14 protein-coding genes are annotated in these 13,383 nt (G+C 47.7%); 7 read left to right on the top strand and 7 right to left on the bottom strand.

All coding sequences use genetic code 11. The features are described 5' to 3' along the window. From LLG09_03505 to LLG09_03485, 5 genes are all read left to right on the top strand, one after another. Nucleotides 1-216, top strand: a 216-nt coding sequence (locus LLG09_03505; GenBank protein ID MCE5196179.1) for a hypothetical protein, incomplete at its 5' end; no start/stop codon positions are given. Next, a complete protein-coding gene (locus LLG09_03500) occupies nt 213-836 on the top strand; it encodes an ATP-binding protein (protein MCE5196178.1) in 624 nt (207 codons plus the stop codon). The genes LLG09_03505 and LLG09_03500, both read left to right, overlap by 4 nt. Beyond that, a complete protein-coding gene (locus LLG09_03495; GenBank protein ID MCE5196177.1) occupies nt 833-1,855 on the top strand; it encodes an iron ABC transporter permease in 1,023 nt (340 codons plus the stop codon). The genes LLG09_03500 and LLG09_03495 overlap by 4 nt, the downstream gene beginning before the upstream one ends. Next, nucleotides 1,852-2,622: an ABC transporter ATP-binding protein gene (locus LLG09_03490; protein MCE5196176.1), complete on the top strand. Its 771-nt coding sequence runs from the start codon at nt 1,852-1,854 to the stop codon at nt 2,620-2,622. Before LLG09_03495 ends, LLG09_03490 begins: the two co-directional genes overlap by 4 nt. A gap of 15 nt (nt 2,623-2,637) precedes the next feature. Further along, nucleotides 2,638-3,690, top strand: a complete 1,053-nt coding sequence (locus LLG09_03485) for an ABC transporter substrate-binding protein (GenBank protein MCE5196175.1) — start codon at nt 2,638-2,640, stop codon at nt 3,688-3,690. A gap of 441 nt (nt 3,691-4,131) precedes the next feature. Here the strand turns inward: LLG09_03485 and LLG09_03480 are convergent, their stop codons facing one another. Together LLG09_03480 and LLG09_03475 are read right to left on the bottom strand one after the other, a co-directional pair. Then, a complete protein-coding gene (locus LLG09_03480; protein MCE5196174.1) occupies nt 4,132-6,471 on the bottom strand; it encodes a ribonucleoside triphosphate reductase in 2,340 nt (779 codons plus the stop codon). Nucleotides 6,472-6,645: 174 nt separating this feature from the next. Beyond that, complete coding sequence (locus LLG09_03475) at nt 6,646-7,338, bottom strand: anaerobic ribonucleoside-triphosphate reductase activating protein (GenBank protein ID MCE5196173.1); 693 nt, start codon at nt 7,336-7,338, stop codon at nt 6,646-6,648. A gap of 37 nt (nt 7,339-7,375) precedes the next feature. Here LLG09_03475 and LLG09_03470 point away from each other — a divergent pair, with 37 nt between their 5' ends. Then, on the top strand, nt 7,376-7,948 hold the full coding sequence (locus LLG09_03470; protein ID MCE5196172.1) for a hypothetical protein: 573 nt from the start codon (nt 7,376-7,378) through the stop codon (nt 7,946-7,948). 206 nt (nt 7,949-8,154) lie between these two features. Here the strand turns inward: LLG09_03470 and LLG09_03465 are convergent, their stop codons facing one another. The 5 genes from LLG09_03465 to LLG09_03445 all read right to left on the bottom strand — a co-directional run bounded on the left by LLG09_03465 (nt 8,155) and on the right by LLG09_03445 (nt 12,137). Then, on the bottom strand, nt 8,155-9,354 hold the full coding sequence (locus LLG09_03465) for a P-loop NTPase (GenBank protein ID MCE5196171.1): 1,200 nt from the start codon (nt 9,352-9,354) through the stop codon (nt 8,155-8,157). A gap of 108 nt (nt 9,355-9,462) precedes the next feature. Beyond that, nucleotides 9,463-10,350, bottom strand: a complete 888-nt coding sequence (locus tag LLG09_03460; protein ID MCE5196170.1) for an ATP-binding protein — start codon at nt 10,348-10,350, stop codon at nt 9,463-9,465. Continuing rightward, entirely contained in the window at nt 10,322-11,203 is an 882-nt protein-coding gene (locus LLG09_03455) for an ATPase (protein ID MCE5196169.1), read from the bottom strand. Before LLG09_03455 ends, LLG09_03460 begins: the two co-directional genes overlap by 29 nt. Next, nucleotides 11,193-11,558, bottom strand: a complete 366-nt coding sequence (locus tag LLG09_03450) for a NifB/NifX family molybdenum-iron cluster-binding protein (protein MCE5196168.1) — start codon at nt 11,556-11,558, stop codon at nt 11,193-11,195. The genes LLG09_03455 and LLG09_03450 overlap by 11 nt, the downstream gene beginning before the upstream one ends. Before the next feature lie 201 nt (nt 11,559-11,759). Beyond that, on the bottom strand, nt 11,760-12,137 hold the full coding sequence (locus tag LLG09_03445) for a DUF5320 domain-containing protein (GenBank protein ID MCE5196167.1): 378 nt from the start codon (nt 12,135-12,137) through the stop codon (nt 11,760-11,762). A 387-nt stretch (nt 12,138-12,524) separates the two neighbouring features. On the opposite strand from LLG09_03445, the gene LLG09_03440 reads away from it, so the two are divergent. Beyond that, nucleotides 12,525-13,319 (top strand): ZIP family metal transporter, encoded by a 795-nt coding sequence (locus tag LLG09_03440; GenBank protein MCE5196166.1) that lies wholly within the window; start codon nt 12,525-12,527, stop codon nt 13,317-13,319. Nucleotides 13,320-13,383: the final 64 nt, after the last annotated feature.

Below are 13,383 nucleotides of genomic sequence, written 5' to 3'. Positions count from 1 at the left end.
GGCTGGAACATGATCAAGACTGCCGAGAGCCAATTGGGTTTTGCTTTACTGGACAGCCATCCCGGCGGGGAGCGCGGCGGCAGCTCGCAGCTCACCGCAGAGGGCACGCAATTTTTAACGATGTTTCTCAAAATGAAACGCGACCTGGAACTCTATTCCGAACAATTATTCCAGGCGAATTTCAGCCAATATCTGCCGGGAGGCGAAACGCAATGATCTCCAAGCTGCTGTTGCAGGGACCTTCCGGCAGCGGTAAGACGAGTCTCCTGCTGCAAACTCTACAACAAGCAAAACGGCCGGCCGGAGGCTTTATCGTGCAGCGAATGCGGCTGCCGAACGGTCTTTTGGCCTATTGCCTGACCCCGGCGGCGGCAGCGCTTTCTCCTGATTGGTCGGAGGCGGCGGAACAAGCCAATATTTTCCTGCAAATCACGCCAAACGGCGCGCAGTTTTCAGCAGAGGATTTCCTGCGCTCTTTCACTGCGCTGACTGAAAATCAACCTTTTCTGATTCTGGATGAAATCGGCGGTATTGAACTGCAGCTGCCTTTTGTACGGCAGCGGCTGGCAGAATTCTTTCGCTCCGAGCGTATCCTTTTAGGTGTTTGGAAAAGCCGGGCGAATCTGGCCCGGATGATTGAACGAACCCGTCTCAATCCCGATCTTTTGCTTTATCACGACGAACTGGAAGCCTTGTTTTGTGCCACACAAGGCGCGCGGTTGCTTGATCACCTGCCCTGCGCGCCGGCAATGCATGACTTTCTGGCGCAGAATGGTTTGCTGCTTTGCCCGCCAAGCTGCCGGCGGGCAAATTCAGCCGAGGCTGCAACGTTATGAAAACACAAAGCAAAGTCAGCCATCTCAATCGAATAATCTTGATTCTCAGTCTGCTGCTGCTTTTACTGATCTCTGTTTCTTTCCTGCTGGGACGTTATCCGGTGCCGCTGCCGGAACTGCTCGGTATTTTGGCAAGCAGAATTTTTCCGATCGCACCTTTCTGGACGGAACGGATGGAATCGATTGTTTTCAACGTTCGCCTGCCCCGGATCTTAGCCGCCTGTCTGGTGGGATGCTCTCTTTCCGCTGCCGGAGCCGCCTACCAGGGCGTCTTCCAAAACCCCATGGCCTCCCCGGATATTCTGGGCGCCACAGCCGGAGCCGCCTTCGGCGCCGCTCTGGCTATTCTATTGGGCGCCGGCAGCCGTCTGATTATGCTGAGCGCCTTTTGCTTCAGCTTGCTCACGGTAGTCCTGGTTTGGCTGATCAGCCTGCGCGCCAGAGGCAGCCGCGTTTTAAGCCTGATTTTAGCCGGGATCATGGTCAGCTCCCTCTTTTCCGCCGGCACTTCCTTTCTCAAGCTGGTGGCGGATCCCACCGATCAGCTGCCTGCCATCACTTACTGGCTGATGGGCAGTCTGGCCGGAATCAAAGCCGATGATTTGCTCTTTGTGACCATTCCGATGCTTGTCGGTCTTTTGATTTTGCTGCTGCTGCGTTGGCGGATCAATATTCTGACCTTGGGCGATGAGCAAGCCCGCACCATGGGGATCGATGCCAAAAGGCTGCGTTTGCTGGTGATTCTAGCTTCTACCCTGATCACTGCCGCGGCGGTCTCCGTCAGCGGTATGATTGGTTGGGTCGGTCTGGTCATCCCGCATCTCTCCCGGCGCCTGGTTGGCAGCAATTATCAGGCTCTGATGCCGGTTGCCATGCTCTTTGGCGCCTTGTTTTTGCTGTTGGTGGATAATGTCTCCCGTAATTTACTGGCCGTTGAGATTCCCATCGGCATTCTTACGGCTCTGATCGGCGCTCCCTTCTTCCTCTTTCTGATCACCAAAAAGGGAGAACAGCTATGAGTATTCTCGTCCGGGATTTAAGCTGCCGTTACGGCCAAATACCGGTGCTGCAGCAAATTGGTTTTACTGCCCTGCCCGGTGAATTACTGGCGGTGTTGGGCCCCAATGGCGCCGGCAAGAGCACCTTATTCCGCTGCATGCTGGGACTGCTCCGCTATCATGGTTCAATTCAGATTAACGGCAGGGAGGCAGCTGCTCTGAGTGCCCGGGAACTGGCGGCGGAAATCGCCTATATTCCGCAATCGCACAGCCAGACCTTCAACTTCAGTGTCATTGATATGGTCCTGATGGGTACGACGGCGCAGGTGGGACTGCTGCATGCGCCGGGAGTCCAACAAATGCGGCAGGCGACCGCCGCTTTGCAAAAGCTGAATATCCTGCCCTTGGCGGAACGCGGCTTTGAACAGATCAGCGGCGGCGAAGCGCAATTGGTCCTGATTGCCCGTGCCCTGGCGCAGGGAGCAAAAATATTGATCATGGATGAGCCAACCGCCAGTCTGGATTACGGCAATGCGCTGCATGTCCTGCGCCAAATTCAAGCGTTAACAGAAGCTAGCTATACCGTTCTGTTTTCAACACATAATCCCGATTACGCTCTCACTTATGCGCATCGGGTGATTGCACTGCAAAAGGGCAAAATTATTGCGGAAGGACCTGCCCGGCAAGTGATCACAGCCGAATTGTTGGAGCGGCTCTACGGCGTCCGGGTTTCCGTGGAAAGTTTCCAAAATGATCAGGTACGTATTTGCGTCCCAAAATTCAATTAAAGGAGAAGATCCATTTTGCAAAGAAAAAAATTATTTACTCTGCTATTGGTGATTTGCCTGTTGCTGACCGGCTGCAATCCTTTGGCGCCAAATACAAAAAAGGCCGAAAAATCGGTCAATTTCATCGATTCCAGCAAACGGTCCGTAGAGCTGCCTGCGGAAATTACCCGGGTAGCCGCCTCCGGTCTGATGGCGCAAATTGTCCTGTTCGCCATTTGCCCGGATCTGCTGGTTGGTTTAGCCGATGAATGGGCACCCGAAGCCGGGCAATTCATCGACACAAAATACGAGCAACTGCCGGTGCTCGGCCAGTTTTACGGGGTGAACACCTTAGATCCGGAAGCAGTCGCTGCTGCCGATCCTCAGGTGATCATTGATATCGGCGAGTCCAAGAAAACGATCGTGGAAGACATGGACGGCATCCAAGAGCAGATTGGCATCCCCACCATCCATATTGAAGCCACCACAAAAACCATGGCGCAAGCCTACCGCACCTTAGGCAAACTGCTGGGCAGGGAAGAACGAGCGGAAAAATTGGCGGTTTTCTGTGAAGAAACGCTGTCCACCATCCATGGAATTTTGGCCGATCAGCCAAAAACTTCCTTGCTCTATTGCCTGGGTGACTCCGGACTCAATGTCATTGCCAATACCTCGTTTCATGCCGAAGTAATCGATCTGGTGGGCAATAACCTGGCAGTGGTTGCCTCTCCTTCCTTCAAAGGCAGCGGCAACGAAGTGGATCTGGAACAACTGCTGTTATGGGATCCCGAAGTCATTCTCTTTGCGCCGGGCAGCATCTATTCGTCAGTCGGTCAGGATGCCGCCTGGCAGCAGCTGCAAGCCATTGCCTCCGGTCATTATTACGAAGTTCCCCACGGTCCCTACAATTGGCTGGGTGATCCTCCCTCCGCCAATCTATTCATGGGAATGCTCTGGCTGACCGACCTGCTTTATCCCGAAGCAACAAATTATGATCTCTATGAAAAAGCCGCAGAATACTACCGGCTCTTTTATGGCTGTGACTTAACGCCAGGTCAATTTGCTGCGCTGACGCAATTTGCCAAATAAATAATATAAAAATACCCACTGAATTTCGAATTTTTCAGAAAATACGCCTGTTTCTGCCGGTCAGCGCTGCTTTTGCTTCCTCTGCCCACGACAAACCGACCCCTTCAGCGTGCCAGGCTTATCAGGAGCGCCGGATCACAACAATCGCCTGCCTGAATCGTTTCAGCTGGTGGGCAATGCTGAAACGGCAGGCCGCCGGCGCGTTTCCCCGGGTTCCAATTTGTTTTGAAAAAAACAACACCCCTTGATCCTGCGGCAGAGCTTACTGTCTGACCATCGGGGTGTTGCTCATTGATAAATATTTTCCGTTGTTTTCAGGCAAGTGCTGCCATACCCAGCTGCCCGTCCGAGAAAATCAGCGATAATGTTTTGACCGTACGGTCTGATCCGGCGGAAAGTCAGGAGATGACGCCGTAAAAGCCACAAAACAAACCCTCTTGCTCAATTTCGATTATGAATATACTCCTCTACGCCGGCCAAACCGGTAAACTTTTCCACATTCTCCTCCGCAACAACCACAAGCGTCGGCGCCTGAAAGACGTTATATTTTTCGATCAAGTCCTGATGTTCACTCGCATCCATTACGCTGTAAGAAATATGAGCCGCAGTCAAAGCTTTTTTGGCCATTTGGCAGTTTACGCAAGCGGAAGTTGTGAATAAGAATAATTCCTTTTCCGGCGGCAGTGTCAGATTCGCCTGTGACAAAACAGGTTTCCCAACACGGTATGCTTTACGATCCTTAAACTCCTGTGATTTTCCTTCATTCCAATTTTTAACAGGGCGGTAATAACCTGTTATGCGGCTATAAACCTCGGTTTCAGCGCCGCATTCCGGACAACTGAAGTGCTCACCAGTGAGGTAACCGTGCGTTTTGCATACGGAATAGGTTGGCGATATCGTATAATACGGTAATTTGCTGTGCTCGGCTATCTTGCAAACAAGCGCAGCTGCCGAATGCCAGTCGGGCAGCTTTTCGCCGAGAAAAGCGTGGAAGACAGTCCCGGACGTATACAGGACCTGTAGTTCATCCTGCAATTCCAATGCCTCGAACAGATCGTCCGTAGCGCCAACCGGAAGATGAGAACTGTTCGTATAATAGGGGGGATCACCGGGTTTTGCGGCAGTTATAATATTGGGATATTGCTTCCTGTCGTGCCTGGCAAGCCGGTAGGTTGTGGATTCTGCCGGCGTCGCTTCCAGGTTAAAGAGAGCGCCATAGTGTTCCTGATATTTCACGAGCCTTTCCCGCATGTGATTCAACACATTTTTGGCAAACAGCCGGGTGGATTGATGCATCAAATCCGCTCTCAGCCAATTCGCATTCAGACCAGCTTCATTCATCCCGATCAGACCGATGGTAGAAAAATGATTGTCAAAGGTGCCAAGATACCGCTTCGTATAGGGATAAAGTCCGGCGTTCATCAGTTTTGTAATAACGGTACGCTTGGTATCCAACGAACGGGCGGCAAGATCCATCATTTTATCCAGCCGATTGTAAAAATCAATTTCATCCGCGGCCAGATAGGCAATCCGGGCTAAATTGATTGTGACGACCCCAATAGAACCTGTGCTCTCACCGCTGCCAAAGAAACCGCCGCCTTTTTTGCGCAGTTCCCGGAGGTCAAGCCGCAGTCGGCAACACATGCTGCGGACATCATTTGGCTGCATATCACTGTTTATATAATTGGAAAAATAGGGCGTGCCGTATTTCGAGGTCATTTCAAACAACAAACGGTTATTCTCCGTATCGCTCCAGTCGAAATCTCTGGTTATGGAATAGGTCGGTATTGGATATTGGAAGCCTCTGCCATTGGCATCCCCTTCAATCATAATATCAATAAACGCTTTATTGATCATGTCCATCTCGTTTTTACAATCTTTGTATCTAAAATCCATTTCTTTACCGCCAACGATGGCGGGGAGCTCCGCAAGATCATTCGGAACCGTCCAGTCAAGCGTTACATTCGTGAAAGGCGCCTGTGTACCCCAACGGCTCGGCGTGTTGACTCCGTAAATAAATGACTGAATACACTGCTTGACTTCCTTATAACTCAAGGCATCAACCTTTACAAACGGCGCGAGATAAGTATCAAAAGAAGAAAAAGCCTGCGCGCCGGCCCATTCGTTTTGCATAATACCAAGGAAATTAACCATCTGGTTGCACAGGGTAGACAGATGGCTCGCCGGTGAGGAAGTTATTTTGCCTTCAATGCCTCCCAAACCTTCCAGAAGAAGCTGTTTCAGGGACCATCCCGCGCAGTAGCCGGTTAGCATGGAAAGATCGTGGATATGCAGATCGGCATTTCTATGCGCGTTAGCGACATTCTCGTCATATACCTCCGAAAGCCAGTAATTTGCTGTAATCGCTCCGGAATTGCTCAAGATCAGCCCGCCTACGGAATAGGTAACGGTAGAATTTTCCTTAACGCGCCAGTCATCAAGATTTACATAACTATTGACTAAATCCTTATAATCGAGCAGCGTAGCATGCGTGTTGCGCACTTTTTCGCGCTGTTTGCGGTATAAAATGTACGCCTTCGCCACATCCGCATAGTCAGCCTGCACTAAAACACGTTCCACACTGTCTTGAATTTTCTCGACGCTAATCAGTCCGTCCATAATCGAATTCTGATAATCCGATGTCACCTTAAGCGCCAGAAAGTCGATGATATCAGAATTATATTGTTTGTTCTGCGCATCGAATGCTTTGGTTATCGCATTTGAAATTTTACTGATACTGAAATCAGTAATTTTACCATCCCGCTTGATTACCCGATACATGACGCGGTCCTCTCCTTCTGGTTAAAAATTGTTTTTATTACGATAGAATTTAACAGAACAACTTGCTCTCACAAACGCGGTCAGAACAAATTCATTGTAATATGATTATAGCAGCTTGTCAAGGAAAAGCACAATATATTGTATTCTATTTTTTACCATGATACAAGATGCAGGTCATATCCCCCTGATTTGCACGGAAGGGACAAATTCACGTACAACTTCCGCCAATACGCTCAGTTCTGTTTTATCCATACCCTGAAGCCCGGGTCGTATCAGATCTCCCGAGTCGACAAAGTTTTGCAGAAAATATCTTTGGGCTCCCCGGATCCATTTGCCAATTTCAATTAAATTCTCTTTGGCATGAAAGTCTTTTACTACCGTCGTACGAAACTCGTAATCGACGGCACCCGAAAGCAAAAAATTGACGCTCTCATTAATCTGTGGCAGCACATTGTCAGTTATCCCTGCCGTTTTCGCATACGCGTCGGGAGAGTTCTTAATGTCCATTGCCACATAATCGATCAGACCGGCTCCGACCAGTTCTTTGAGTTTAGAAGGAAAACTTCCATTGGTATCCAGCTTTACCAAAAAACCAAGGGATTTGATTTCAAAAATAAAATTTTTCAGGTCCTCCTGTAAAAGCGGCTCTCCCCCCGATAGGCAAATCCCATCCAATAACCCTCGCCGTTTGGCTAAAAAACCAAAGAATTCTTGTTCCAATCCGCTCTGATCTTTTTGCGGATGCAAAACCAAAGCGGCATTGTGGCAAAAAGGGCACCGGAAATTACAGCCGCCGGTAAACACCGTCGCTGCTATTTTACCCGGATAGTCCAGTAATGTCATTCTTTGTAAACCTTGTATCTTCATGGAATCTCCTCACGCAAGCCGCCTTCGGATGCGCTTATTGTCCTTTATCCTTGCCGAAAAAGAACTTATCATGAAAACTCGTCCGCTTTTTTCCGGCATCTACAGCACCTCTCATGAATTCCGTAGATTGCCTCCCGGATATTCAATGGCACCAAACGCTTGCAAGCCAATCCCTTACTTTTTTTCATCCGAATCATCAGCAAGGTATCTACTTTCTTTTTTTCCGGAGTCAACACCTTTTTTATATCAGCAAGCGGCAGACAAACATCTGCCGGGTTCGCGACAGATTCTGATCACTGATGGGCAGATAGGCATAATTATCCTAGCCGACTTGGATCATCCGGCAATAATGACCGGCAAAAGATTAAAAGCAAAGAAAAAATTCGTCAATTCACAAAACATATTTCTTTTTGATGCCGGAAGCGGACTGGTTTTTCCCATTGCAACGATAACAGAACAGAGCCTTGCGTCTGCTTTTACAGTCACAGGGCTCCGCTTTTTCCGTCTGTTTCGCTATGAATTTTTAATGAAAGCCCGGATGCAGGCACAACTCAATTGCGTATCGTTTTCACACATTTCAGCCATGCGGCTCCGCTCTTTACTCACCTGAATTCCACACCGGTGTTTTTAATCACATCTTCTCCGAGCGCAGAACAAGTGAATCTTCGCGTCAGGCAACTCACCTCAAGCCCGGAAAACTACTATTATAATCTTAGCGTTTCCTCGTTCGCTCGTAGCAAATCGCTTTTGATTCTGTGGATGTCAAAATTGATTGATCACTGCATCCGATAAAACCCGATGGAGACACCCCGTCTCCTATTTGCCGCATTCATCCTGATGCTGATGCTCGTGGCAAACAGATCCCGTTGTCTTCAGTTCGCCTCTCAGATACTTTTCAACAGCTGCTTTGGCATCACCAGAAGCCCCGACGACAACTTCAACATTTCTTTCGTTAAAAATATCGACTGCACCGCCGCCCATGCCACCACTGATAATCACCTTTACACCGCGATCGGCAAGAAAATTCGGCAGGAAACCCGGTTTATGACCAGGATTCGGGATGGCTTCTTCCTTGATGATTTTACCGTTTTCCACATCGTAAACCAGGAAATTAACGCAATGACCAAAATGTTCCGTCACATTCTTTCCTTCGCCAGCAATAGCAATTCTCATCATTTCTTTCTCCTCCATTTTTTCTAGTAATTGAGCAAGAGAATCCAACCAATCCTCCTGAAGGAATTCAATCATACCCTGATCGCAGGCTGTAGAGATTTCTGGAGCAAGCGGAATTTTGGCAAGAATCTTCAGCTTATGCTGATCAGCAATTTCATCAATATGGCTTTCGCCAAATATTTTATATTTCTTACCGTTATCTGGGCAGATGAAATAGGACATATTTTCAACCAAACCAAAAACCGGTATCGCCATCATTTCCGCCATTTTAACCGCTTTTGAAACAATCATCGAAACAAGTTCCTGCGGAGAAGTGACGATCATAATACCGTCTATCGCTACAGACTGAAAAATAGTGAGCGGTACGTCGCCGGTGCCCGGCGGCATATCGATCAACATAAAGTCCACATCACCCCAAATAACATCTGTCCAAAACTGCTTCACCGTCTTACCCAGAATCGGGCCTCTCCAAATCACCGGATCGGTATCGTTTTCCAAAAGCAAATTGATCGACATAATGTCAATCCCCGTTTTACTTTTCAATGGAAACCAACCGGATTCACCGCCGGAAACCTTACCGTTGATACCGAACGCTTTGGGAATAGAAGGTCCGGTCACATCGGCGTCCAGTATCGCGACGCGGTACCCTTTTCTTTGCATCGCTACTGCAAGCATAGATGTTACCGCTGATTTTCCCACTCCACCTTTTCCGCTGACAATACCAATGACCTTTTTGATATGACTCAGTTCATGCGGATCTACCCGGAAATCCGTTTTCGCTGCTTTTCTATCTTCGCAGACTTCGCCGCAGCTGCCATAATTTTGCTCACATTTTTCACTCACTGCCAATATCTCCTTACTTAAAATTCGTTCTCTGCTTTTCTATACAACAATATCAACCTGTATGCCCATAACAATACTCAGTCTTTTGTAGGTTCCATCCCTTTGCATTCATGCTCTTGGCTTATTGTCTTCCTTGTAAAGCAATTGTAAGCTGTTGCTGAAAACTTCTTTTACAGCAGTCCCAGACGGGCAAACAACGTCAACGATAGTCATCCCCTGGTTAATTGCCTTAACCGCTTCAGGATCGAACGGGATCTTTCCTGTAAACAAAAGGCCTTTCACCCGGCAGAATTCTTCGATCCTTTCCGTATTCGCGAGATTGGTATCATATTTATTGACACATACCCCGATCTTAGTCTGGAATATCCCGGCAGTTTTTATAATGCGTTCCATGTCGCTGATCCCGGATATTGTTGGTTCCGCCACAATCAAGACCATATCAATACCACTGAGAGAGGCAATGACCGGACAGCCAATTCCCGGCGAACCATCGATGATAGCTAACTCGGTAGCTGGCCCTGAAGCTGATTTCATTTGATTTTTCACCTTGGTAACAAGCATTCCCGAGCTACCGCTGCCCATTTTTAATTGTGCTGTCGAGAAAACTTTACCGTTATCCGTATATAACATCATCTTCCCCGCTATCGTGGGTTTTAGTAAAACAGCTCCCACCGGGCAAATCGCTACACAAACACCACACCCTTCACAGGCAAATGGATCTACTTTATAGCCTCCAAGTGGGGAAATTGCCTGGAACCGGCAAAACTCTGTACATTTTCCGCAAGCAGTACACTTTTTGATGTCTATCTCGGCTTTTGGCATGCCATAATAATCTGTATGCTTTGGCTCGCAGGTCAACATCATGACTAAATGAAGGTTAGGTGCATCAACATCACAATCGGCAAAAGCTGCAGCGTTAGAAATTTTGATGCAAGCACTGGCTATTGTTGTCTTGCCGGTGCCGCCTTTACCGCTGAGAATCAACAATTGTTTCATGTCGCACCTCCTTCATCACGCTTTCAAGCAGGGTAGAGAATAATATCCGAAATCTCTCGTTTTCTCTTGCAACTATTTTGGCATCTGAATTCAACATTCCAAGCTCATGATCAAACGGTATCCGTCCTAAAATTGGAATACTTCTTTCCGTACAGAACTTTTCCGCAGGATTCTCACCATTCAAGCATTTGTTGAGCACCACTCCATATGGTTTACCGAATAACCTGACCAAATCATAGACCATATTGAGGTTTTGCACGCCAAACAAAGTTGGTTCAGCTACCAATATGCAATAATCCGCATCCTTAATACATTCCATAACAAGGCAGGCACTACCCGGAGGGCAATCGATCCAGACAGGAACTTCGTTATGGCTGTTATTTTCATGCAAAAGTTTTTTTATGATCGGAATACCGGAAGTCTCACCGGTGTTCATCACTCCGGTATTTACCGTAACCCGACCGGATACGCCTTTTTCGATTTTTCCAATCTTCTTTTCTTTCTCAGTAATTGCTTTTTCCGGGCAGAGCAGCAGACAACCTCCGCAGGAGTGACAGACTTCTTCAAAGACATACGGCTTATTCTTGATAAAAGCAAGCGCGTTGAATTTGCAAAAATCTACACATTGGCGGCAACCCTTGCATAGCGCTGTAGCGATAACAGGTATTTTCACCGTGATGTCTTCTTCATCAACAGCTTCAGGTTTGAAAAACAGATAGCCATTTGGTTCTTCTACATCACAGTCAATATAGACAGATTTCCCCGCTGCTGCAGCCAAATTAACGGCAATCAGTGTCTTGCCTGTACCCCCTTTACCACTCAGCACGGCAATTTTGGTGCTCTTATTTTTCATGACCATGAAGGCTTGGATGAAAATCACTGAGTGAGATGAGTTGCCCGGCTAAGTAGGCATCTATATTTTGTTTCGCTGTTCCGGGGATTGTTTTATAGACAAAAATCTCCGCTTTTTGCAGAACCTCTTTTGCATTTTCGCCGCAACGCGGTGTTAGCAGTGCCTTAACACCATGATCTGCCAGTACCTGAGCCGCTCTGATCCCCGCTCCACCTTGGCTGGCGACGGCACTGTTATCTAAATAATAACTTTCTTTGGTGAGCGTATTATAGAAGAGGAAAAATGGCGCACGCCCATAGGACGGGCACACATCCGATTCTATTCCTTTACTCTCTACTGGTATTGCTATTTTCAATGTAATCCTCCATTCTAATTTTTTTTTTGCGGTTGTTGATTGCGAAACTTTTCATAAATTCTGCACCATCTATATCTCATACTTCGCAGTCATGATGGAAATCTCGCTTTGTCTTCCTCTTGAAAAATGGAGAGAACGAAATCTCATTCATTTACAGGTACAGAAGTAACCAGAACTAAGTCTGGTTACTTCTGCCATTTCTCATGAATTTTCTAATTGCTGATTAATCACTTCAAGCCGTCTTTGCAATGCCTCTTTTTGTTCCTGGAGTAGCGCTTTTGGTGTTTTAGCAGAGCTCGGATTGAAAAAAGCATTTCTTCCAAAGCCACATCCAAAACCACGCCTGCAAGCATAACCTAAGCCTAAGGCTAATCCCAAGCCAGCACCATACTTTACTGCATGAGCTCCGCATGTACCTAACCCTCTTCCGGTCATTGCTCCCGCACCCACTGGGCCGGTCCCATCTCTCCTTGGCATGTCATTCACCTCCTTTTGTTTTTGACATATGCCGCTTTCAATTCTTATTATACATGGTTTATGACATATGTCAATAATTATTTTCAGCATTTTTTCTAACAAAAAATAACCTGCCGTTTGAACGCAGCAGGGACGTTCAAACGGCAGGTAGAGCTAACGATTTTTTCACTTCGTTCTGGCAATATTACTGAAAATACGCCGGCAGCTCAATCAAGGATTCATCAAAAGATCCTCCAATTAGTCAAACCAGGCATGGCTGAACAAAGGCACTCCGCTGTTTTAAGCTTACAATCAACGATCTTATACAGACAAAACAGTTCCACCCAGATTATGATCAAATCAGCCATATTTTTAATCCCCTAAGGTTCTCACATGCTTTTAGAGAAGAAGCTGAAACTAAGCGGTTTCAATAGAGCAAAAAGGGGTTCGATCCTAAGATGCGGAATAGATCAACGAAGAAAATGAAAAAGATTTGAACGAGGTGAAAATGTGATAAAGGCATTATTATGGGCCGGCGCCGGAACCGGTTTTACGTTTCTCATGACTACCCTCGGCGCTGCCATGGTTTTTTTATTCCGCAAATCCATGAGCGGCGGTATCCAAAAAATATTTCTTGGTTTTGCCGCCGGTGTCATGATTGCGGCATCCGTCTGGAGCCTCTTAATCCCCGCTATTGAAGAGGCCCAGGCAAACGGGCAGATTGGCTGGCTGCCGGCAGCCGGGGGATTTATTTTGGGGATCGCTTTTTTATACCTGCTGGATCAACTGATTCCGCATTTGCATCCGCAGAAAAACACAAGAGAAGGTTTGTCTTCCTCGATGAAACGAACCTCTTTGCTGGTCATGGCGGTCACGCTGCATAATATCCCCGAAGGAATGGCGGTGGGCCTTTCCTTCGCTTTGGCTGCCCAACATGGCGGTGAATCGGCGGTTTATGCTTCCGCACTGGCTTTGGCGCTCGGCATTGGCATACAAAATTTTCCGGAGGGAGCCGCTATCTCGCTGCCGCTTCGTCAGGAAGGCGTCAGTCCGCAAAGAGCCTTTTTCCTGGGCAGTATGTCCGGGATTGTGGAACCTGTTTTTGGTGTTTTGACGGTGCTGCTCGCCGGCGTAATTATACCGTATATGCCCTGGCTTTTATCGTTTGCGGCGGGTGCCATGATGTATGTGGTTGTGGAGGAACTGATCCCGGAGGCTCATCTGGGAGAACATTCCAATATCGGCACCTTAGGGGTGATGCTCGGTTTTCTGATCATGATGGTTTTAGATGTCGCCTTGGGTTAAGGTTAAATTGTCTGGTTTCCCGCGTTCATTTCCGCATCGACAAACAAAGTCAGATCAGCATTTG

This window comes from Negativicutes bacterium, from assembly GCA_021372785.1.
GTDB lineage: Bacteria > Bacillota > JAAYKD01 > JAAYKD01 > JAAYKD01 > JAJFTT01.
The sequence above is the reverse complement of the archived record's forward strand: the minus strand, read 5'-3'. Positions and strand labels throughout refer to the sequence as shown.

Coding starts and splice junctions, on each gene's coding strand:
- LLG09_03500 (MCE5196178.1), top strand. CDS start 213: ATGATCTCCAAGCTGCTGTTGCAGGGACCTTCCGGCAGCGGTAAGACG.
- LLG09_03495 (MCE5196177.1), top strand. CDS start 833: ATGAAAACACAAAGCAAAGTCAGCCATCTCAATCGAATAATCTTGATT.
- LLG09_03490 (MCE5196176.1), top strand. CDS start 1,852: ATGAGTATTCTCGTCCGGGATTTAAGCTGCCGTTACGGCCAAATACCG.
- LLG09_03480 (MCE5196174.1), bottom strand. CDS start 6,471: ATGTATCGGGTAATCAAGCGGGATGGTAAAATTACTGATTTCAGTATC.
- LLG09_03475 (MCE5196173.1), bottom strand. CDS start 7,338: ATGAAGATACAAGGTTTACAAAGAATGACATTACTGGACTATCCGGGT.
- LLG09_03460 (MCE5196170.1), bottom strand. CDS start 10,350: ATGAAACAATTGTTGATTCTCAGCGGTAAAGGCGGCACCGGCAAGACA.
- LLG09_03455 (MCE5196169.1), bottom strand. CDS start 11,203: ATGAAAAATAAGAGCACCAAAATTGCCGTGCTGAGTGGTAAAGGGGGT.